Below are 21,217 nucleotides of genomic sequence, written 5' to 3'. Positions count from 1 at the left end.
CCCGTCGTCCGTCTTCCGTCAATCAGTATCGATTTCGCGCGCCCACTCGCGATTTTCGTTGTACCATTCGATCAGGCGAGCAATGCCCTCGCGCAATGAAACCTGCGGCTCCCAACCGAGCAATTGACCGGCCTTGCTGACATCTGCCCGATTCGCCAGCGCATCGGCGGGGTGCAGGGGGTGATAAGTAATCTGCGCTTCGCGGCCAATCATTTCTTCCATAATGGCAATCAGGGCGTTGATAGTGATATTCTCATGTCCGCCCAGGTTGATAATCTCGTAGCCCACCGGTTTGAGCGCCTGGATCGTGCCGCGGGCGATATCATCTACATAAGTGAAACCGCGCGATTGTTCGCCATCGCCGTTGACGCGCAAAGGAATGCCCTCGCTGATCCACTTGGCAAAACGAAACATAGACATATCCGGGCGGCCTGCCGGACCATAGACGGTGAAATAGCGCACGATGGAGACATCCAACCCATTGAGGTAATGGTAGGCGTGTGCCATCGCTTCGGCGCCTTTTTTACTGGCGGCATAGGCCTGTAAGGGGAGGTCGCTAGAAGCGGTTTCCGGGGTGGGCAGGGGTGCTTCACCGCCATAGATACTGGATGTAGATGCCAAAATAAATTTGGGCACTCCGGTGCGATTGCACAATTCCAGCAAGTTGAGCGTGCCGGTCATATTCGTATCAACATACACCCAGGGATCTTCGACGCTAGCGCGCACACCGGCGCGGGCAGCCAGGTTAATCACCGCATCAAACGTTGGAATATTGGGACGAGTGAGCGTTTCCAGAATTTGCTTGTCGGAAATATCAAGATGAATAAACTGAAAACTTTTTTTGCCCTGAAGACACTCTAGTCGATAATCCTTCATACGCACATCGTAGGCGTCGTTCAAATTGTCCACACCGACGACGGTATGCCCGGCATCGAGCAGCATTTCGGCAACGCGGGAGGCAATAAAACCGGCAACTCCGGTGATGAGATAGTTATTTGGCATACAGGTTCCTATGTTAAGACAAAGGACGGGAGACAGAAAACCGGGCATCCTTCGACACGCTCAGGATAGAGGCAGTCTTCCGTCCCCGTCATCCGTCTATATAATCTACAAACGAAAAACTTTAGGATTACCACGCGCCGCACTGCCCAGAGCGTTGCGAGTATCGACAATACATTTGGCGGTTTCCAAAATCTCAGCATATACGTAGTCGCTGTGATTGGTGATAATCACGACACAATCGGCCGCTTTCACTGCGGACATCAAATCGGGGACACTTTGAAGTTCAAACTCTTCTTCTTTGATGGACGGGATATATGGATCGTGGAAACTGACTTCAGCGCCGCTCTGCTCTAACAGGCCGATCACATCCAGCGCCGGAGATTCACGCAGATCGTCAATATCGGGCTTGTAGGCCACACCCAGAACCAGGATTTTGCTGCCATTTAACGATTTTCTCTGCTCGTTGAGGGCATCTTGAACCTTGCGTGTCACATAACGCGGCATCCCCAGGTTGATCTCGGAGGCCAGTTCGATGAAACGGGCAGTGTAGTTCAATGAGCGCAACTTCCAAGAGAGATAGAGTGGATCAATGGGAATGCAGTGGCCGCCCAGACCCGGCCCGGGGGTGAATTTCATAAAACCAAAGGGCTTGGTCGCCGCAGCGTCAATCACTTCCCAGACATCAATGCCAAGACGATCACACATCACGGCCATTTCGTTGACCAGGCCGATGTTAATCATGCGGAAGGTGTTTTCGAGCAGCTTCGCCATCTCGGCAACTTCGGAGGATGTGACGGAGACAACGGTCTCCAGCGCGCCGCGGTACCAGGTGGCCGAAACTTCGGAACAAGCCTCGGTGATACCACCGATCACCTTAGGGGTGTTGATGGTCGTCCAGTCTTCTCGACCAGGGTCCACTCGTTCGGGCGAAAATGCCAGGAAGAAGTCTTCCCCAACGACCAAATCGGTATCATCTCCCAACTGTGGCAACAGAATTTCACGCGTGGTGCCAGGGTAGGTGGTCGATTCGAGTACCACAACCATGCCAGGGTGCATGTATTTGGCAAGCTCCGTAGTCACGGAGAGAATAAACGAGAGATCAGGGTCACCGGTTTTGCGCAATGGCGTGGGCACACATATGCTGACGGCATCGGCTTCGGTGAGCGCGGCGAAATCGGTGGTGGCTTCAAGCCTGCCCATTTTTACGAGTTGAGCAACCAATTCAGTGGGCACATCTTGAATATAGCTCTCGCCTTGTTTGAGCTTCTCAATTTTGCGCTCATCGGGATCAATACCAATCACATTGAATCCGGCTTCCGCAAACACGGTGGCAAAAGGCAGGCCAACATAGCCCAAACCTAATACAGCAATTTTTGCGGTTTTGTTCTCAAGTTTTTCAATCAGTTGGTTTTTGGTATCCATTTGTCTTTCCTAGCCCGGCAATGCCGGAACAAACGTTTTTTACCACGAAGAACACTAAGACACACATAAATCTTCGCGCATCTTAGTGTCCTTCGTGGTTTAGATTTTTTTGAAGCCCAATTAAACCACACAGTGCATCATCCGGGGAGCGGTTCGCCGTGATGGAGATAGATGGGGGATAGCATGGCGAGATCGTCCGCTGCGGCGGATTGCAAGCGCCCCCAGGCAAGTTCTGCTAATACAGCCGGTCGGCGCATAGATTGCGCGGGGGAGGCCAACCGGGCATTCTCATTCTCGAGGGGGAAACGCCCCCGTAAATCGGCGCTTAACTCACCGGCCACGCGCGTGGGCTGGTCAAATATCGCCACAAACTCATCAATGGTCAAATTCTCCAGCCGGCCTGTAGGTTGATACTTCCCAGCCTCGGCCTGATACCAACCCACAGCCATGCGCTTGCGTCCAGCTTCGATCACAGCGGCAAACTCCGACTCTACCACTGGCTGAGCGGCAGCCATAACGTCGAAAGAAGGCACACCAGTCACCGGGATATGCAGGCTGAGTGCCAGCCCTTTGGCAAAAGCCAGACCAATACGCAAGGCAGTAAAAGACCCTGGCCCCAGCGCCACACCTACGGCTTGCAAATCCTGGCGGTTTGTTTTGGTCTTCGAGAGCAAATCCAGCACTGCGGGAGCAAGTTCTACCGTGTGATAACTTCGGCTGACCCAGGCTATTTCGCCGATTACGCTGGCGCCATCATAAAGCGCAATTCCCACCATGCGCGTAGAAGTATCGATTGCCAATAACATCAGGCCACTCCAAAAACTTGATTGCGAAAACGGCGCAGCAATTTCTGGCAATGCTCACCGTGCGCCGAAAAGACCAATTGCCGTCGAGTTTCATCCAGCCACTCAAGCTCTACCCAAATACGCTCTTCAGGCAGCACTGCTTCGATACGGTCGGCCCATTCAATCACCAGCGGACCTTCTTCGAACATACTCTCTAAATCCAGGTCAACCGCATCCGACGCGCCGCGCAGCCGATAAGCATCAAGATGGTAGAAGCGCAGCTCATCCGGGCGGCGGTACATATTTACCAATACAAAAGTCGGGCTGGAAACCGGGTCTGATGAACCCCACCCGGAGGCGATGCCCTGCATCATGGTGGTTTTCCCGGCACCCAAGTCGCCGACCAGTCCAACAACGTCGCCGGGCTGCAATAATGCGCCCAAACGCATACCTACGCGCCGCGTCTGCTCGGGGCTGCGGCTGATGAGTTCAAAAGAGTGTGGAGAAAAGACAGGGGGCATGGCGTTTTGATTATAAACGGATTTCGAGATTGCGTCAGGACGTCAAGACGTCTAAACGTCCTGACGGTCAAACGTTATTTAATGTCCAACTTTGCCAGCGACGCGACCACGCGTTTCAGACCAACATTCTCGAAGAAAATATCTACAATTTCTTCATGATCTTCGATCTTGCTGTTGAGCACCATGCCATCACCCCAGGCGGCATGATTCACGTTCATGCCTGGATGATATTGTTGCTCAACGCTTTCCATCTCTTCGGTATCGTCCCATCGCTCCGGTCGAAATATCGCGCCATAGTTTGAGTTCTGACGGGAGGGGGCGCCGCTGACCAGCTCCAGAGGAATATCTTCCAGATAACGGGAAGGGTCGGCTGATTCCATATAGCCGTAGTTAAAACGGTTGAGGGCGTAGAGCAAATACAATTGGTCTTCGGCGCGAGTGATACCCACATACAACAAACGGCGTTCCTCATGCATCGCTTCGGGGTCTTCAAAAGAGCGGATGTGCGGCAACGTGCCATCATTCAGACCAACGATGAAAACCACCGGAAATTCCAGCCCTTTGGCGGCGTGCAGAGTCAATAAAGTGGGCACATTGCTATTGTCATCAAGGGTATCCTGATCGGACACCAGGGCAATATTTTCAAGAAACGCTTCCAGGCTGCGATTCTCGTACTCCGAGGCCAGACGGCGCAATTCCATCACATTTTCCCAGCGTTCTTTGCCTTCTTCGGTGCCATCTTCGAGGTAGGTGCGATAGTCAATATCGCCGAGGATCAGGTCCATCAACCCCATCGGGGTTAAATCATCCTTTTGCGTGTGCCAACTCGAAAAGAGTCTGCCAAACCCGGCCAGGGAAGTTGCCACCCGGTTGGGGAGCGCCTCACTATGCCCGGAGTCAGGATGCAACCCCATCTGCAAGACAATTTCCCCCGGCGAGAGATTCTGCTGCCCAGCGTAGGTGCGCAGTGTAAGGATGCTTTTATCCCCAATACCGCGGCGCGGCGTATTGATAACGCGCATCAGGCCGATCTCATCGCGCGGGTTGTAAACCAGGCGCAGGTAAGCAATCACATCCTTAACTTCGCGGCGTCCGTAGAAACGCTGCGCGCCGACCAATTTATAAGGAAGGGCAGCCGCTAGAAAGGCTTCTTCAAGAATACGCGATTGAGCGTTGGTACGGTACATCACCGCGAAATCGCCGGGCTGATTTTTCTGGGCGGCAACATCTTTGGCAATTTGCCCTACAAGAAATGCAGCCATCTCGCGGTCATCATAAAGTTCGCGCAGGGTGATCTTGCGCCCGTCGCCACGCTCGGTAAATAATTTCTTCGGCGTGCGTTTTGGATTCTGGTCAATCACCGCCATCGCTGTGTCGAGGATGGTCTGTGTCGAGCGGTAATTTTGCTCCAGCAAAATGACTTGCGAGTCGGGGTAATCTTCTTCAAAGCGCAGCACGTTGCGATAATCGGCGCCGCGCCAGCGATATATGGATTGGTCAGCATCGCCAACGACAAAAATATTCTGATGAAAGGAGGCCAGCTGTTTCAATAGGGTATATTGCACCATATTCGTATCTTGAAACTCATCCACCAAAATATGCTCATAACGGCGGGCGTAACGCTCGCGCACCGCGGGCATCTGGTCGAGCAGGTATGCTGTCCACAGGAGCATATCGTCAAAATCAAGGGCGTTGCTAGCAAGCAATACCTTTTGGTAACGCTCGTAAACTCGTTTAACAACTTCATCACGATACGTCTGCACGGGAAAATCATCGGGGAAAAGCAATTCGTTTTTCGCGCGCGAAATCGAGCCGTGAATACCGTGCGGACGATAAAGTTTGTCGTTCAGGTTCAGGTCTTTTACGATTTGTTTGACAACGCGGATCTGATCGTCAGCATCGAAAATGACATAATTCTGGTCAAAGGGCAGGTACTGCGCCTCACGCCGTAAAATTCGCCCACAGATGGAGTGAAAGGTTCCCAGAGTTAGCCCGCGATTGCGCTCGCCCAGCAAATTACCGATGCGTTCGTCCATTTCGCGGGCGGCTTTATTCGTAAAAGTCACAGCTAAAATATGGTATGGGCGCACGCCCAGATACCCGATTAGATAAGCAATGCGTTGCGTAAGCACACGCGTTTTTCCCGAACCAGGGCCAGCCAGCACTAAAATTGCACCGGTTCCCGCCGTCACGGCCTGTTGTTGTTGTGGGTTTAGCTCACGAAGCATATCCATGTGGGGGATTGTATCGCCGTGTCTGATCGTTGTCAAAGCCACGTCCCTGCGCTACAATCTACGCATGCCGATGAATGAAAACTGGAATATGCTCGGCCACGAATGGGCGGTTGATCTGCTCAAAGGCCATCTGGCAAATGGGCGGATGCGCCATGCCTACCTGCTCACCGGACCTCAGGGAGTGGGGCGGCGCACCCTGGCGTTGCGCGTGGCCCAGGGATTAAACTGTCCTCAACCCACTGCCCCTGGCTTTCCCTGCGGAAGTTGCCATACCTGCCAGCGCATCGAGCGTATGCAGCACCCCGATCTGGTGGTGGTGCAGGCCGATGAGGGCAGTACTACTCTCAAGGTTGACCAAATTCGCGCCCTGCAGAGCGGTCTGGCTCTGGCTCCCTACGAAGCGCCCTACAAAATTGCGTTACTGCTACGCTTCGAAGAAGCCAACCCTAACGCCGCCAACGCCCTACTCAAGACGTTGGAAGAACCGCCGCGCCAGGTGATCCTTTTCGTCACCGCGCAAGATACCGAAGCGCTGCTGCCTACCATTGTCTCACGCTGCGAGACCATTCGCCTGCGCCCTCTGGCGCTGGATGTGGTCAGCGAGGGGTTACATCAAAAATGGGAACTGCCCATCGAACAGGCGCGCCTGCTGGCACATATTTCCAATGGACGGCCAGGCCATGCCCTGAACCTGCACAACAACCCCGATGCCCTGGCAAATCGCCAACAATGGTTGGACGATCACCAACGCTTGCTCTCAGCCTCACGCGTGGAGCGTTTCCGCTATGCCGAGCAACTGGCTCAGGATAAAACCATTCTCAAAGAAACCCTCACCATCTGGATGTCGTTGTGGCGCGATATTCTCCTGCACGCTAACGGGGCCAGTGCGCCACACACCAATATCGACCGGGAAAGCGAGATCGCGCATATCGCCGCCAATATTCAACCAGAAACGGCACAATTTATGCTGAAACTCTTCAACCAGACTTTTTTGAGACTGGAACAAAATACCAATACCCGTCTGACGATCGAAGTATTTATGCTCGATTTGCCAAAAATTGCATAAAATCGCATCGGAACTGATTTTTAGCGGTTATAATGTGAAAATTGGTTTTTGAAAACTCTTCCCCCACCAACACAACGCCATTTTTATAGCGTTCACCACTTTTTCATAAGTGCATTCTAAACAGCCATCTTCTTGATGGCCGACATTACGGGTTGAGTCATAGTCTTGTGCGGCAAGCATTATATCCCAAAGCCGCCCATCCCATTTTTCCCGGAGGAACGTATGAAAAAAATCTATTGGATTACCTTGCTTGTCGTTAGTCTGGCATTGGTCCTGACCGCCTGTGGTTCACCTGCCACAGAAGAAACCACTGCCGAGCAATCTACGGCCGAAGAAGCCGCTCCCGCCGAAGCACCCGCAGCAGAAGCCGCTCCCGCAGCCCAACTTGATGCTGATACACCTGGCGGCATTTTCCAGGCCGCCATGGCTGGTGTAACAACGGATGTAAAGACCTTCCTCGATGGGATTCCTGTTCCTGAGGACGGCACGGTTTCGATGGAAGATAACAGCCGAATGGATTTTGTCACATCCTTAAGTATTGAAGAATGCGCTCAGTTTTATCGAGATACCTTCCCGGCGCTGGGATTGATCGAAATCGAAGAACTTGGCAAACAGACCGATTTCGGCGCGACGTTGATCTATGGCGGTTATCCCAATGGCAAAGCAATCCGTGTGAAAATCGGACGGCTTTCAGATATTTCGCGTAATGTCCAGGTCTATATTCTCGATCCTGAAGACCTGTAAATTAGAAGCATCCACACGCTACGCAACGAAAAACTCAAAAGTGTGCCGCAAGCATTTTATCGCGGCGCACTTTTTTATATAATTCTTCCCGAAAGAGCTTTCCGGAAAGTGAGAAAATGTCGCAAAACAGGGAGATTGGTGCGGCAGCGAAAGTCCTCATTAAAATTGCGGCGAGATACTGCGCTATGCTATACTTGGCTCAGAAAGTAATTTGCCCCATGACAATATCCCAGAAAAACGATTTCTCATCCACGCAAGAGTCGCTGGAACTGCTATACCACATCAGCCGCGAGATCGCATCAACGCTTGATCTTTCGACGGTATTGCAACGCGTATTGGGGCTATCCATGCGCACAATCGGGGCAGTCAGCAGCAGCATCATCGTCATTGATGAAGACGAACAACCACTCAACGCGGCTATCATCTACGCAGATGAACTATTAGAACACACGCCAACCAGCATTAAAGCGTTGCTCACACAGGGGTTAGCCGGTTGGGTCGTAAAGAATCGGCAGCCAGCCCTGATTTTAAACACAAAAAAAGATGAACGCTGGATCAAAAGCAGCCACCCCGCCCAGAAAAACAGCAAAGCTAAATCGGTTGTCAGCGTGCCTATCATTGCCCGCGATCAACTCGTTGGCGTGATCACGCTCTCACATCCTGTGCCGTTTTTCTTCACCAGCGATCACCTCAACTTGGTACAAGCTATCGCCGATCAGACAGCAATCGCTATTCTGAACGCCCGCCTGTACGCATCCAGCCAGCAACAAGTAGTAGTTATGGGCGCGCTTGCCAATAGTGCGGCAAGCATCACCGCTTCGCTCAACCTCGACAGTGTACTGCATGATATTCTCAATCAAATCCATCAGGCGCTCAAGGTCGAAGTTGTCTCGCTGGCGCTGGTAGGCCCCGAGGGTAATACATTGGTATTTCGGGCAACCACTCAACTGAATACCAAAATTATTGGCAAGAAAATAAAATTTGGAGAAGAAATTGCCGGGTGGGTGGCTCAAAGCCAACAGGGAATCATTGTCTCCGATGTTGCAGCAGACCCTCGCTTTGCGCACTTAGTTGATGAAGAAGCCGAATCCACACTCCGGGCAGTGATCTGTGCCCCGATCATCTCCGAAGTTGAGTTGATCGGCGTGCTCCAGGCTGCCAACCCTCTCGAGGGAAGTTTCCCCCCAGAAGCCCTGACCTTCATTAGCGGTATCGGCAGCCTCGCCGGGACAGCCATCCGCCACGCGCAACTCTTTGAAGAACTTCAATCCGCGCATCGTCGCTATCGTGACCTTTACAACAGTAGCATTGATGCGATATTTATCACAAATCAAGCGGGATATATCACCGAGGTCAATGAGCAAGCCATAGAATATACTGGGTATGTCCAAAAAGAACTATTGCAAGGGATGATTCAGGGCTGTCATACGATTGAACCCGAAATTGTAGGCAAGAATCTCGAAAAAATCACCCCAGAAGAAACATTTTCGTACGAATCCGAACTTCAAACCAGCGACGAACGCGTCGTTCCCATTCAGGTACATGTGCATGTTGTCCACATTGCGGGAGAAAAACACCTGCAATGGACTTTCCGCGATATTACCGAACGCAAAGAACTCGACCAATTGCGCGATGATCTCATCTCGATGGTCTACCACGATTTGCGCTCCCCTTTGGCCAATGTCGTTTCCAGCCTGGACGTATTAGACAGCATCCAGTCTTTCGATGAAGACCCTACTATTCATTCATTATTTAACATCGCTGTACGCTCTACAAAACGGATTGAACGCCTCACTAACTCCCTGCTGGATTTCAACCGTCTCGAATCCGGGCAAGCGGTAACCAATACAAATCCGACACATCCCAGCAGCATCATTCAGGCTGCGGTTGAGGCGGTTGAACCCATTGCGCATAATAAAGAGCAGCAAATTTTCGTCCGGATTCAAGAAAACATCCCTTTGGCAGAAGTTGACGAAAATATGATCCAGCGGGTATTGATTAACCTGATGGAAAATGCTGTAAAATATACTCCCCCAGAAAGCCATATCACTGTTGGCGCTGCCAAAGCCGGGCACGAACTCTACTTCTGGGTTGAAGATACCGGCCCGGGCATTCCAAGTGAAAAAAGAGCCACCATATTTGATAAATATACCCGTCTGCATGGCAAAGGCGGCCCAAAAGGCATTGGTTTGGGGTTGGCCTATTGTAAATTGGCCGTTGAAGGCCACGGTGGGCGCATCTGGGTAGATGTAACCAATCAAGGTGGGGCGCGTTTTGCATTTACACTCCCCATCGCCGACGAAACATAAGGAACTGCTATGAAAGCTCTCGCAGAGAATATCTACTACGAAGATTCTTATTCTGGCGTGGTACTTGGGGCTATTTTATTCCCCGGCGGCACACTACTGATCGATACGCCGTTACGCGCAGATGATGCCCGCACCTGGAAAGCTGCCCTGCTCACCCAAAGCCGCGGCACACATCGTATGATTGTCATATTAGATATTCATGCTGATCGCACTTTGGGCAACCGGGCTATTGAATACCCGATTATCGCACATGCAAATACTGCAAAAGCTTTCGGCCAAAGAACAACCATTTTTAAAGGGCAGAATATAAAAACCGGCGCAGAATGGGAGCATCACCCCGAAGTTAGCGGCACACGTTGGGAGCGGCCCAACATTACTTTTAGTACAGCACTCTCTTTACACTGGGGTGGGCCTGAAATCTGCATAGAATCACATCAAGGGCCTACCCCCGGGGCAACCTGGGTACATATTCCGGACCATAAAATTGTATTTATTGGCGATGCCGTTTGCAACGATCAGCCGCCTTTTATCGCCAATGCCGATCTGGATGCCTGGCATGAAACACTCAATTTACTGGCTTCCCGCACCTTTGCGGACTATACCATTATCAGCGGGCGCAGCGGCTTTGTAAGCGTGGAAGATGTCCGAGAACAGCGCAAATTTCTAAAATCTATTAGCGGACGTTTGGATACTGCCAACAAGCGCAAGAATCCCGCCGAAGAAATTGAAAAAATGGTGCCAGCCCTGCTTGAAAAAATAAACTACCCTGCCAAATTGGACGAATTCTATAGCCAGCGGCTTCTCCACGGTCTGCAAGAATACTTCACCCGCAATTACCTTCACGACAACACCCTTTTCGAAGACGAAGAATAATCCTGCCATGACGGTTTCTCAAAACTACCAGCCACTCTTGGAACTCGTTCGCGGGCCAATCGCCGAGTCATTGCACTTCGGCGCGTTTGCGGTTGTAGATAGCCGTGGCAATTTGCTTGCTGCCCAAGGCGATCCCAACACAATCACGTTTCTGCGTTCTTCAGCCAAACCTTTTCAAACGCTGCCCCTCATCGAGAACCAGGCCCATATTCACTGGAAACTTACCGAACAAGAAATCGCCATCACCTGCGCCTCTCACGCCGGAACCGACGCGCATGCAACCACCGTGCAAAGCATCCTGGCTAAAATCAACGCCAGCGAAGCCAATCTCCTGTGTGGCACACATCCCCCTATGGATGGGGAAACCCGCCGCACGCTCATCCGCAGAGATGAAAACCCAACCGCCAATCGACACAATTGTTCGGGCAAGCACACCGGCATGTTGGCACAGGCGCGTTTTTGGGATTTGCCGCTGGAAAATTATCTCGACCGCGATCATCCCATCCAGAAGCAGATTTTCCAAACCTTCAGTGAGATGTGTGACGTGACCCCCTCGCAGGTGATTCTGGGCACCGATGGTTGTTCCGCCCCGAATTTTGCCATCCCCTTGAAGAACGCTGCCCTGGGGTTTGCGCGGCTCTGCGATCCACATGATCTCCCCGAAAAACGAGCAGAAGCCTGCCAAACCATCACCCAGGCCATGACCCACTACCCAGAAATGATCTCCGGCCCAGGGCGTTTTGATACGCGCCTGATGGAAGTCACCGGCGGTAAACTGGTCGTAAAGGGAGGTGCGGAGGGCTATCAATGTATTGGCCTCATGCCCGGCGCTATCCGGCCCGGCTCGCCGGGTATAGGAATTGCCCTGAAAATCAGCGATGGCGACCTGAAGGGGCGCGCCCGTCCGGCGGTATCGCTGGAAATCCTGCGCCAGCTTGGAGCAATTTCTGTCGACGAATTGGCAGAACTGACCAAATTTGGCCCCAACTTTGATCTATATAACTGGCGCAAGATTCATGTTGGCGCGGCGCGCCCGGTTTTTATAATTAACAAGCCTTAAAATGTAAAAAAACGTGCAAAATGTGAACTGTCAGGCGCAGACGCTATGCTAGACCCTTCGCTATCGCTCAGGGTGACTGTCAGCGTTTCTGTACACTTGCACTAGATGACCAGATTCTCTTCTATCAAATGCTAAAGTACTATTATGAACAAAGCCCTTCAAATTCACGAACGCTTGCTCAAAAAATACGGTCAACCCATCTGGCGCAACCCGCTGCCGCCGCTGGATGAACTCATCTCGACGATACTCTCGCAAAGTACCAATGATAACAACCGCGACAAAGCCTTCGATGCGCTGTGCGCGCGCTTTCCCACCTGGGAAGTTGTGCGCGACGCCGAGGAAAGCGAAGTTATTGAAGCCATCCGCCCGGCTGGATTAGCCAATCAAAAGGGGCCGCGCATCCAGAATGTACTCCGCAAAATCACCCAAATGCGCGGCGAACTAAGTTTGGATTTTCTTAAAGACTATTCTCCGGAAAAAGCGCTGGATTGGCTGGTACAGTTCAAGGGCGTTGGCCCAAAAACAGCCTCGATAGTATTACTGTTTTCACTCGGCAAGCCAGCCTTCCCGGTGGATACGCATGTCTACCGGCTTTCGGGCCGCCTGGGATTGCGCCCCGAAAAAATGAACGCCGATAAGGCCCACGATCATCTCGCGGCACAATTCCCCCCGGAAACGTATTACACGGTGCATCTTAATATCATCCGTTTAGGACGCGAAATCTGCAAAGCGCGTAAACCCTTGTGCGCAGAATGCCCTTTGCAAGATTTATGTCCGTATTACGCAGAAAACGTGTTATGAAAAATCACTTTACGATACGTACATTTTTGCATGCGGCGCTCATCGAAGGGATCGTGGCGTTCATCTGGCTATTACTGATCCCCAGCGAGGGCGGGATGACGGGAACACGACTAATGCTGATTGCTGCCGTGTTCCTCCCCCTGGCTGTCACCGCATTATTCACCGTGAAGGCGAATAAAAACCCCGGATGGAACCAGCAATCCACCCAAAAGATGGCTGCGCTGCTCCGTGAAGATGGCAATTGCACGAATATCTTCTTTTTATCACTCATCGGAACCCTCGGCAGCGGCTACATAATCTATACTGCGCTCGCCACAACCAATTTGCACACACAAGGGTATCTGCTGCGACTTGCACCGCTGATATTTTGGTTGGGAAGTTTCTCGCTACAAATTCTGGTTTTCTTGCGTCAGCAAGAGCCAACCGCCTGGATTGCATACCGCAAAAAACATGGATTGGCGATCATTCTGTTGCTCGCTATTCTGAGCGTCGGTTTTGTCGTCCACAACAACTTGGGCAATCCTGAGCGTCCGGCAAGCGCCTACTACTCTCCCGTAGATAATCTCGAATTTGACATTGAAGAGCAGGATATTTTTTTGGTCTATAAAGAGGGTTTAAACCTGCTGCAAGGGAATAATCCCTATGCACGCGCCGAAGACCTGACCCAGACCCGCTGGAACAGCGAACTGCCCACATATTTGCCCATCATCTATTACGGCTCATGGCTGACGCACCGCGCCGGGTTGCAAGAGCTAGATCAATGGCTCAATATTTGGCGAGGAATTTTCCTGGGAGTCAACCTGCTAATTGCGTATACTCTCTTTCACTTGGGACATCATCGTTTCAACAGCACCACGCTGGCCGTTTTCGGGGCTTTGTTTTGGCTTTTCAATCGTTGGACATTGCACGTCACAATGATTTATCATTTCAATTTCATCCCGATTTTCTTCTTCCTGCTGGCGTTGATCCTGTATCCGCGGCATAAAATTGCGGCCTATATTCTCTTTGGCATATCCCTGGGCGTAAAACACAATGCCATTTTCTTTTTGCCCATTTTCCTGATCTGGGCCTGGCATGAAGCATCCGAACAGCGCATAAAAAATGTCGTTATCGCCGGTTTGGCGATTGCCAGTGTCCCCTTCCTGGCATCGCTGCCATTATTCGCACCCAGCCCGCTTGGTTTTATAAAATCGCTGCTGATTTCGCTCACACGCTTCCCCGAAACCCACATGGGCGTACTCTCGTTGGATGCGTTGATGGGGTGGGTGGGCTTGCCTGCAAAAATCCCTCTGCTGACGATGGTGCTGCTCATTTATGTATTGACCTGGAAAAGAAAACCACGCCCCTTTGCGGCTGGCTTGCTCATCATGCTAATTTTTGTAGACTTTCACTCGGTATTATTCCGCCACTATATGGCCTGGGTGATTCCACTGTTGCCGCTAGTGGTTGGTGAAACATTTTATCGAGAAGTTTCGACAACCAATTCTGCACCGCAAGAATTCTATTAAAGACTGCACTGTAAATAACGAGGTATCCAAATGACCTACATCTTCCCCAGCGCCGAATGGCTGGAAGCACTCAAAGATAAACTAAACAGCGATGAAAAATACGCCCGCGTCGCTCAAAATTGGGAAGGCGATATTATGTTCAATATTGAACCCGGGGGCGGATTCGAAGAATCGCTGCAACTTTATATTGATCTCTGGCATGGAACTTGCCGCGCAGTCTTTGTCGTTGATCCTGCCAAAGACACCGAACTCAACCCGGCTTATGTCCTTAGCGCCCCGTATGACAACTTCACCCGTATTCTGGACAACCAGCTTGACCCCATGCAAGCTATGATTACCCGTAAATTGCGCGTGCAGGGCAGTATGAGCTATATGATGCGCAATGTCCCCGTAGTGCTCGATTTTGTGCGCTGCGCCCAAGAGCTGGACAGCGATTATCTTTAAAAATACTGTATAATGGCCCTCCGTTAAACCGCGCTCGCTAAACCGCGCTCGTTAAACCGCGCCCGCTAAACCGCGCTCGCAATGAAACCGGATCAACTATGAAAAAAGACCTTCAGGCTGGCACGCTCAAAGAACTTCAGGATGCATTGGATCATCTCGAAAAACAAACCCTGCCGATTCAAACTCGTTCTGCATTGCACAATGCAAAAAAACAGTTGGGGCAATTCACCCAATCTCGCCAGATTGAATCCGATCAGGGGCGGCTGGCGGCGTTGTATCGCGTCTCACAGAGTTTGGGAGTCTCCCTCAATCTCGATGAAGTCCTCACTCAGGTGATGGATGCAGTTATCCAGCTCACCGGAGCAGAACGCGGCTTTATCACATTGGTGAACCCCGAAAACGGCGAACTCGACATCCGTGCCGCTCGCAATATTCAACAAGAAACCCTGGAAAAAGAAAAACTGCAAGCCAGCCGCACCGTCATCCAATCGGTTATCGATAGCGGCGAAGGTATTATCACCACCGACGCGCAGGATGATCCGCGTTTTGCACAGCAAAATTCGGTCATCTTCTATGCGCTGCGTTCCATTCTCTGTGCGCCGCTACGCGCCCGCAACCGCGTTATCGGTGTGATCTATGTCGATAATCGCGCTCAATCAGGCATCTTTGGCCCGGATGATCTCGACTTGCTCAGCACCTTCGCCGGGCAAGCGGCTGTTGCCATCGAAAACGCCCAACTCTACACCCAAACCGATCAGGCGCTGACTGCCCGCGTGGCTGAACTTGAAACCCTCAGCCATATTGACCAGCAACTCAATGCCCGTTTAGATGTTGAACGCGTGTTGGAAATCGCTCGTCATTGGGCCGTGGAGGAAAGCAGCGCGCAAAGCGGATGGGCAGCCTTGTGTGGAGATGATACTGAAACCCTGAGCCTGATTTCTGCCCCTCCAGGGGAGACGCACATCACAAAAGACCAGCAGTTGTTAGCCACACTGAGGGAGAATCCTGCCCCCATACAGATTTCCCCCCAAGACGGGCAACCCGCTCAATATATCGTCCCGCTAATCCACGCCGAAAAAATCATCGGCGCGCTAGCCGTCCTCCATCCCCAGGGATTTAGCCAATCTTCACAGGAATTTATCCAGCGTCTGGCGGGCCGCGCGGCTGTTGCCGTGGAAAATGCGCGCCTGTATCAGGCTGTGGAATATGCCAACGAAGCCAAATCGCAATTTATCTCCATTGTGACGCACGAACTGCGCATTCCGCTGACTTCGATCAAAGGCTATAACGATCTGGTGCGGCAGGGTGTTGTGGGCGAAATCAATGAGCAGCAATTAAGTTTTTTGAATATCATCAGCAATAACGTTGAGCGCATGTCTACGCTGATTTCGGATCTTTCCGATATTTCGCGCATTGAGCGCGGCAAAATTCATCTGGATTTCTCACAATTTGAACTGCGCGAGCGCATGGCAGAAACGTTGACCAGCCTGAGCCATAAACTGGCCGAAAAGAGACACAAACTACACACCCATATTCCCGACGATCTGCCACAGGTTTACGCCGACCCCAGCCGCGTGATACAGATTCTTACCAATTTAGTCAGCAACGCCTGGAAATACACGCCCGAGGGCGGGGAAATCACCATCAACGCAAAAGCGCAGGACGAACGGGTACGCGTAGAAATTCACGATACGGGTTTAGGTATCAGCGAAGAAGATCAGGAAAAACTTTTTACGCAATTCTTTCGCTCAGAATCGCCAGAAGTGCGCGAACAAATCGGCTGGGGGTTGGGGCTAAGTGTAACCCAACGTCTGGTGGAAATTATGCACGGGAAAATTGGCTTTTATAGTCAACTTGGGGCAGGCAGCACCTTCTGGTTTACGCTCCCCACTCAGGCATAGAATAACGAAAAAATAAGGGTGGCTGAGGTGCTTTGTACCTCAGCCACCCTTATTTTTTTCGAGGTCTCATCAACATAAAACATGCCCACTGAAACTGTTACGCTCGAAAAACACATCTACGGCGGCGAATGTTTGGGGCGCTTATCGGATAAGCGCGCCGTCTTCGTACCCTATACTTTACCCGGCGAAACCGTCAACATCCGTCTGACAGAAGACAAACCCCGTTATGCCCGCGGCGAACTTATCAAAGTCATCCATTCAGCGCCGGAGCGCATCCAACCGCGCTGCCCACATGCGCACTCACCTACCGAAACGAAAGATGGGGTCTGTGGTGGCTGCCATTACCAGCATATTCCCTACCAAACCCAATTGCAGATCAAAACCGATGTTTTGCGCGACCAACTCGAGCGCATCGGAAAACTCAGCGACCCGCCAATCCACCCCATTGTAGCTTCACCGCCCTGGAATTACCGCAACCAGGTTCAGTTTCATCTCTCCCCCGAGGGGCAACCCGGCTATCTGGTCAGCGGATCAAGCGCTGTGTTCCCCATCCATGAGTGCCACCTGCCCACAGAGACCATCAACGAAATCTGGCCTTTGCTCGATATGGAATCCATCCCCGGGCTGGATCGCATCACCTTGCGCAGCGGGCTCAACGACGACCTGTTGATCCTTCAAAGCAGCGATCCGCAACCTGTTGAGCTCGAACTCGACTTGCCACTCTCCGTGGTACACATCGGGCCAGGGGGCCTGCTAGTGCTGGCTGGAGACGATCATATTATCATCGAAGTTCAACAGCGCCTGTTTCGCGTTTCTGCGGAGTCATACTGCCATACCAATACCCACATAACTGAAAAAATGGCCGTACACCTGATCGAGAATTTACCGCTCACGCCCCAAACCACGCTCATCGATGCCTACTGCGGCACTGGCCTGTTTAGCGCCTTTCTCGCTCCGCACGTTGGCAGGCTAATCGGCATCGATAGTTCTTCCAGCGCCTGTGAAGATTTCGAAATTAATCTGGATGAATACGACCACGTGGCATTATACGAAGCCCCGGTGGAGGACGTACTCCCGGAGCTTGATCCAAACCCGGAGATTATCGTGGTAGACCCGCCCCGCTCGGGGTTGGCGCGCCAAACCCTGGATGCGATCCTGGCCCTGGGGCCAGATGTGCTGGCCTATATCTCATCCGACCCGGCCACACTGGCGCGTGACGCCAAACGTCTCACTACCGGGGGATACCAGCTTCAACAAATCACTCCCTTTGACCGCTCTCCACAGACCTACCATATCGAAAGCATCAGTTTCTGGGGAAAAATTTAAGAAACTGCTCTTGCAAAACCAGAACATTCGAGCTATAATTAGAACATAAGTTCAATAACCCTGAGGGTTGCCCCCAATCGTAATTACGGCGTATCGCCTCGACATACGAAAACAATTCTCATAAAAATCGGGATGGTATACCCCTCAGGGTTGAACTAAAGAACTTATCTAATGGAGGCTGAAATGGACATTGGAATGCTCTGGTTTGATAACGACAAGAATTCTGAACTGAATACAAAAGTAGAGCGGGCAGCCGCGTATTATCAAAGAAAATACGGGCAATCTCCCAATATTTGTTTTGTACACCCCTCGATGATTTCGGTCAGCGAAAAACAGCGCAAAGCCGCTGCAATCGAATTGCGCACATCCCAATCGCTGCTGCCGAATCATTTTTGGCTGGGTATCTACTCACAATAATTTGCCCAAGCCCACCATTTTGACAAAAGCCCAGCCGGGTTTCCTCCTCACAGGCTCTCATATCCGGCAGGGTTTTTGATTAACAAAAACAGGGTATATGGAAACAACATTTCCATATACCCTGTTTTGTAATACCAACCAACACTAAACAGATAACCGGACAATAAATGTATCCAGGGCAATATCGCCATCCATCTGGCCGGTTTTTATCGTCTGATCAATTTCCAGCAATTCCCGATAAATCGTCTCCAACGTTGACTGGGAAAAATTACGTACCTGATTGATAATTTTGCCAATTACAAAACGGTGAGTTTTTAACTCGCGGGCAATATCATCTTGCCGATAACCTGCATCAAGTAATTCGCGCGTTTGAAGGAGCAGCCGAAACTGGCGCACGACCATGCCCATCAAGCGTAAGGGATCATCTTCCTCCAACAACTGATGCAGCATCCGCAGAGCTTGCCGCCCCTGACGATTGCCAAGTGCATCCACCATGGCAAAAACATCGCTACTGCCCACCGAAGCCACCAAATACTCCACATCGTCGGGTTCGATAGGGCGGTTGTAATTGACATAGGCCAACAGCTTGTTGAGCTCCTGAACAGCAATACGCGGGTCTTCGCCAACCAGGCTGGCGAGTACCGCAGCTCCCTCGGGAGTAAGTTCCCCCCCCTCGGATTTGGTATATTTTTGTAGCCAACGCACCAACTCCGGGCCGCGTGCCGTCAGAAATACTTTTTCGTACACACGCCCCTCTTCTTGATCGGCAGCCCACTTTTGTAACCAGTGCAGCTTATTTTTCTTTTTATCCTGATAAGATTGCAATGGCCTGGAAATCACCAACGCCAAAGCTGTTGTTGGGGGAATATTTGTCAGAATTTGCTGGAAACGCTCGCGCATGAGCGCACTCTTCAAATTGCCCAGGGGGTCATACACGATCACCAGGCGGCGCTCAGCCAGAAAAGGCATTGACTGAACAGCCATAATCAGTTCGTCCAGCGCCAGTTTACCTTTCTCCAGCCGGATGGTATTCATCTGCACAGTGGCTGGGTCGCCCAGCTTGCGCTCCATTTCGGCGACAAATTGGGCAATGGCAAATTCATCATCGCCGTGTAGAAGATAAATCACCGGTTTTTCAGCCATGCCTTTATCCCCGGGTAGTGATGCGGTGCGCCGTCAGTCGCCCGCGGTTGACACAATCGATGGCAACAATTTCCAGATTATCAGGAACGCCCGATGTCGTGACATATTTTTGCAAGCGCATGCCCAGCGGTTGGGCGAGCATAAGAGCCAGTGTTGCCAAGGTCGCTACAAATGGCAAGCGTTCAAATTTATCGCGCTTGCGCGGGCCAGCGCCCCACATCCCCAGCATCCCCGCCAGGCCAGCCATAACGCCAGCCGTGGCAAAATTGGTGCCGCACCCCGGATGCACCGCCAAATGATGCTCACCGGCTTTCATGCGCGCCAGGGCTTCTTCGGCAGCTGCGTGAATATCTTCAAGGGATAAGTCGCCTATTAACACAAATCCGGCGGGGTTGGAGTGCCCACCCATTGCTTTCTGGGGATATTTTTTCGCCAGCACGTGCAGGGTAGCGTGCTCCAGGCCGTGATTGCGGCGAATGCGCGAAAGCATGGGGGTTTCAAGCATAGATTGAACGAGTGGTGATTCAAGAAAAGACATTTTTGGCTCCGTTTCGTTCCAAAATTGGTTCAATCTTCTCTAAATAAAGTTGCTGCTTAAAGTATCTTCAGATTGAACCAATTTGTTTTTAGATATTCACTCATGCAATAGTAACATAATCGCGCCTGACGCGGCGAACGGGTATAATAGCAGGCCAGAGGTAGCCTATGTACAAACTGATTATTCTCATCGGTCCGGTAGCCAACTCGCCCACTTTCGGTGATGAATGGCCTCAATTCTTGCACAATGTTGAATCCATGCCAGGATTGCTTCGCGAAGCCACGGTACGAATTCAAACTCCACTATATGGCGATTCAGAGATTACCATGATCCACGAGTTATTTTTTGAGACTCCAGAAGCGCTACACCATGCGCTGGCTTCACCCTACGGCCAGGCCGCCGGGGAAACGCTGCAAAAGATCACTCACGGGCAGATGAATCTGCTCATTGCCGAGCATAAAGAAGATAGTATCGAAAATTTACGCAGCTACCGCAAGGATACTTCTCATGTTAACACCGAATGACCTGCTTCAGTTTATGGAGCAAAACGCGATCGCCGGGGAGATTCTCTTCCTGGATGCACCTACCCCTACAGTGGAGGCTGCGGCGATGGCATTAAACACAGAACCCGGCCAGATTGCAAAATCTGTGCTGTTCATTCTTCCAGATAGGGTTGTTTTAGCCATCACCTGTGGGACTCTGTTGATTGAGCAACGGGCGCTCGCGTCAACTTTTGGGGTGGGACGCAAAAAAGTAAAATTGGCTGACCCGGAGACGGTGCTACAAATGACAGGCTACCCCGTTGGGACAGTACCCCCATTTGGGCATCCCCAATCTCTCAGAACAATCATCGACCCGCGCGTGCTGGAACACGCACAAATCTACGCCGGGGGCGGCGAACACAACGCCATGCTGCGCCTGGAAAATTCACAGGACATTGTACGCGTCAGCGGTGCAGAAATTCTGAATCTGCACGACATCCCTGCATAAAAATAAACACAGATAAACGCTGATTTTTTTCTTCATCCGCGTGCATCTGTGTTTATCTGCGATTTGTTATAACAATTATGGTTCTATGGGAACTGAGGGGGTATACCCAGATGTGGGGGTGAAGTAGAATGGC

19 protein-coding genes and 1 pseudogene are annotated in these 21,217 nt (G+C 51.5%); 13 read left to right on the top strand and 7 right to left on the bottom strand.

The window, feature by feature from the left end; all coding sequences use genetic code 11:
• Window positions 1–18 precede the first annotated feature (18 nt).
• The 5 genes from HN413_12890 to HN413_12870 all read right to left on the bottom strand — a co-directional run bounded on the left by HN413_12890 (window position 19) and on the right by HN413_12870 (window position 5,964).
• On the bottom strand, window positions 19–1,002 hold the full coding sequence (locus HN413_12890; GenBank protein MBT3391293.1) for an NAD-dependent epimerase/dehydratase family protein: 984 nt from the start codon (window positions 1,000–1,002) through the stop codon (window positions 19–21).
• A gap of 105 nt (window positions 1,003–1,107) precedes the next feature.
• Window positions 1,108–2,424, bottom strand: a complete 1,317-nt coding sequence (locus HN413_12885; protein MBT3391292.1) for a nucleotide sugar dehydrogenase — start codon at window positions 2,422–2,424, stop codon at window positions 1,108–1,110.
• Between the two features lie 137 nt (window positions 2,425–2,561).
• The gene (gene tsaB, locus HN413_12880; protein ID MBT3391291.1) at window positions 2,562–3,230 is read right to left on the bottom strand and encodes a tRNA (adenosine(37)-N6)-threonylcarbamoyltransferase complex dimerization subunit type 1 TsaB; all 669 of its coding nucleotides are present in this window, start codon (window positions 3,228–3,230) and stop codon (window positions 2,562–2,564) included.
• Window positions 3,230–3,730, bottom strand: a complete 501-nt coding sequence (gene tsaE / locus HN413_12875; GenBank protein ID MBT3391290.1) for a tRNA (adenosine(37)-N6)-threonylcarbamoyltransferase complex ATPase subunit type 1 TsaE — start codon at window positions 3,728–3,730, stop codon at window positions 3,230–3,232. Before tsaE ends, tsaB begins: the two co-directional genes overlap by 1 nt.
• Before the next feature lie 74 nt (window positions 3,731–3,804).
• Window positions 3,805–5,964: a UvrD-helicase domain-containing protein gene (locus HN413_12870; GenBank protein MBT3391289.1), complete on the bottom strand. Its 2,160-nt coding sequence runs from the start codon at window positions 5,962–5,964 to the stop codon at window positions 3,805–3,807.
• On the opposite strand from HN413_12870, the gene holB reads away from it, so the two are divergent.
• The 11 genes and pseudogenes from holB (at window position 5,963) to HN413_12815 (ending at window position 18,413) form a co-directional block, all read left to right on the top strand.
• Complete coding sequence (gene holB, locus HN413_12865) at window positions 5,963–7,030, top strand: DNA polymerase III subunit delta' (protein ID MBT3391288.1); 1,068 nt, start codon at window positions 5,963–5,965, stop codon at window positions 7,028–7,030. The two genes, HN413_12870 and holB, sit on opposite strands and share 2 nt — an antisense overlap.
• 222 nt (window positions 7,031–7,252) lie before the next feature.
• Window positions 7,253–7,408, top strand: a pseudogene (locus HN413_12860) (galactose ABC transporter substrate-binding protein).
• A 584-nt stretch (window positions 7,409–7,992) separates the two neighbouring features.
• Window positions 7,993–10,083 (top strand): GAF domain-containing protein, encoded by a 2,091-nt coding sequence (locus HN413_12855; protein ID MBT3391287.1) that lies wholly within the window; start codon window positions 7,993–7,995, stop codon window positions 10,081–10,083.
• Window positions 10,084–10,092: 9 nt separating this feature from the next.
• Window positions 10,093–10,956, top strand: a complete 864-nt coding sequence (locus tag HN413_12850) for a hypothetical protein (GenBank protein ID MBT3391286.1) — start codon at window positions 10,093–10,095, stop codon at window positions 10,954–10,956.
• Window positions 10,957–10,963: 7 nt separating this feature from the next.
• Window positions 10,964–12,016, top strand: coding sequence for an asparaginase (locus tag HN413_12845; GenBank protein ID MBT3391285.1), 1,053 nt, complete (start codon window positions 10,964–10,966; stop codon window positions 12,014–12,016).
• Between the two features lie 144 nt (window positions 12,017–12,160).
• Window positions 12,161–12,817: an endonuclease III gene (locus HN413_12840; protein MBT3391284.1), complete on the top strand. Its 657-nt coding sequence runs from the start codon at window positions 12,161–12,163 to the stop codon at window positions 12,815–12,817.
• The gene (locus HN413_12835) at window positions 12,814–14,325 is read left to right on the top strand and encodes a hypothetical protein (protein ID MBT3391283.1); all 1,512 of its coding nucleotides are present in this window, start codon (window positions 12,814–12,816) and stop codon (window positions 14,323–14,325) included. Before HN413_12840 ends, HN413_12835 begins: the two co-directional genes overlap by 4 nt.
• Before the next feature lie 30 nt (window positions 14,326–14,355).
• Entirely contained in the window at window positions 14,356–14,769 is a 414-nt protein-coding gene (locus HN413_12830) for a hypothetical protein (protein ID MBT3391282.1), read from the top strand.
• A 98-nt stretch (window positions 14,770–14,867) separates the two neighbouring features.
• A complete protein-coding gene (locus tag HN413_12825) occupies window positions 14,868–16,670 on the top strand; it encodes a GAF domain-containing protein (protein MBT3391281.1) in 1,803 nt (600 codons plus the stop codon).
• Between the two features lie 81 nt (window positions 16,671–16,751).
• Entirely contained in the window at window positions 16,752–17,996 is a 1,245-nt protein-coding gene (locus HN413_12820) for a class I SAM-dependent RNA methyltransferase (GenBank protein MBT3391280.1), read from the top strand.
• A 183-nt stretch (window positions 17,997–18,179) separates the two neighbouring features.
• Window positions 18,180–18,413 (top strand): hypothetical protein, encoded by a 234-nt coding sequence (locus HN413_12815; protein MBT3391279.1) that lies wholly within the window; start codon window positions 18,180–18,182, stop codon window positions 18,411–18,413.
• 144 nt (window positions 18,414–18,557) lie between these two features.
• On the opposite strand, the gene holA is transcribed toward HN413_12815, so the two are convergent.
• Entirely contained in the window at window positions 18,558–19,556 is a 999-nt protein-coding gene (gene holA / locus HN413_12810) for a DNA polymerase III subunit delta (protein MBT3391278.1), read from the bottom strand.
• A gap of 4 nt (window positions 19,557–19,560) precedes the next feature.
• Window positions 19,561–20,094 carry a hypothetical protein gene (locus tag HN413_12805; protein ID MBT3391277.1) on the bottom strand — a complete coding sequence of 178 codons (534 nt, stop codon included), beginning with the start codon at window positions 20,092–20,094 and terminating at the stop codon, window positions 19,561–19,563.
• Between the two features lie 167 nt (window positions 20,095–20,261).
• Here HN413_12805 and HN413_12800 point away from each other — a divergent pair, with 167 nt between their 5' ends.
• Together HN413_12800 and HN413_12795 are read left to right on the top strand one after the other, a co-directional pair.
• Window positions 20,262–20,618 carry a hypothetical protein gene (locus HN413_12800; GenBank protein MBT3391276.1) on the top strand — a complete coding sequence of 119 codons (357 nt, stop codon included), beginning with the start codon at window positions 20,262–20,264 and terminating at the stop codon, window positions 20,616–20,618.
• Entirely contained in the window at window positions 20,602–21,084 is a 483-nt protein-coding gene (locus HN413_12795) for a YbaK/EbsC family protein (protein MBT3391275.1), read from the top strand. Before HN413_12800 ends, HN413_12795 begins: the two co-directional genes overlap by 17 nt.
• The last annotated feature ends 133 nt before the right edge of the window (window positions 21,085–21,217 follow it).

The sequence above is a fragment of the Chloroflexota bacterium genome, from assembly GCA_018648225.1.
Classification (GTDB): domain Bacteria; phylum Chloroflexota; class Anaerolineae; order Anaerolineales; family UBA11858; genus NIOZ-UU35.
The sequence above is the reverse complement of the archived record's forward strand: the minus strand, read 5'-3'. Positions and strand labels throughout refer to the sequence as shown.

Excerpts from the sequence above, each read along its gene's own strand:
- HN413_12890 (MBT3391293.1), bottom strand. The coding sequence starts at position 1,002 with ATGCCAAATAACTATCTCATCACCGGAGTTGCCGGTTTTATTGCCTCC.
- HN413_12885 (MBT3391292.1), bottom strand. The coding sequence starts at position 2,424 with ATGGATACCAAAAACCAACTGATTGAAAAACTTGAGAACAAAACCGCA.
- tsaB (MBT3391291.1), bottom strand. The coding sequence starts at position 3,230 with ATGTTATTGGCAATCGATACTTCTACGCGCATGGTGGGAATTGCGCTT.
- tsaE (MBT3391290.1), bottom strand. The coding sequence starts at position 3,730 with ATGCCCCCTGTCTTTTCTCCACACTCTTTTGAACTCATCAGCCGCAGC.
- holB (MBT3391288.1), top strand. The coding sequence starts at position 5,963 with ATGTGGGGGATTGTATCGCCGTGTCTGATCGTTGTCAAAGCCACGTCC.
- HN413_12870 (MBT3391289.1), bottom strand. The coding sequence starts at position 5,964 with ATGGATATGCTTCGTGAGCTAAACCCACAACAACAACAGGCCGTGACG.
- HN413_12855 (MBT3391287.1), top strand. The coding sequence starts at position 7,993 with ATGACAATATCCCAGAAAAACGATTTCTCATCCACGCAAGAGTCGCTG.
- HN413_12850 (MBT3391286.1), top strand. The coding sequence starts at position 10,093 with ATGAAAGCTCTCGCAGAGAATATCTACTACGAAGATTCTTATTCTGGC.
- HN413_12845 (MBT3391285.1), top strand. The coding sequence starts at position 10,964 with ATGACGGTTTCTCAAAACTACCAGCCACTCTTGGAACTCGTTCGCGGG.
- HN413_12840 (MBT3391284.1), top strand. The coding sequence starts at position 12,161 with ATGAACAAAGCCCTTCAAATTCACGAACGCTTGCTCAAAAAATACGGT.
- HN413_12835 (MBT3391283.1), top strand. The coding sequence starts at position 12,814 with ATGAAAAATCACTTTACGATACGTACATTTTTGCATGCGGCGCTCATC.
- HN413_12830 (MBT3391282.1), top strand. The coding sequence starts at position 14,356 with ATGACCTACATCTTCCCCAGCGCCGAATGGCTGGAAGCACTCAAAGAT.
- HN413_12825 (MBT3391281.1), top strand. The coding sequence starts at position 14,868 with ATGAAAAAAGACCTTCAGGCTGGCACGCTCAAAGAACTTCAGGATGCA.
- HN413_12820 (MBT3391280.1), top strand. The coding sequence starts at position 16,752 with ATGCCCACTGAAACTGTTACGCTCGAAAAACACATCTACGGCGGCGAA.
- HN413_12815 (MBT3391279.1), top strand. The coding sequence starts at position 18,180 with ATGGACATTGGAATGCTCTGGTTTGATAACGACAAGAATTCTGAACTG.
- holA (MBT3391278.1), bottom strand. The coding sequence starts at position 19,556 with ATGGCTGAAAAACCGGTGATTTATCTTCTACACGGCGATGATGAATTT.
- HN413_12805 (MBT3391277.1), bottom strand. The coding sequence starts at position 20,094 with ATGTCTTTTCTTGAATCACCACTCGTTCAATCTATGCTTGAAACCCCC.
- HN413_12800 (MBT3391276.1), top strand. The coding sequence starts at position 20,262 with ATGTACAAACTGATTATTCTCATCGGTCCGGTAGCCAACTCGCCCACT.
- HN413_12795 (MBT3391275.1), top strand. The coding sequence starts at position 20,602 with ATGTTAACACCGAATGACCTGCTTCAGTTTATGGAGCAAAACGCGATC.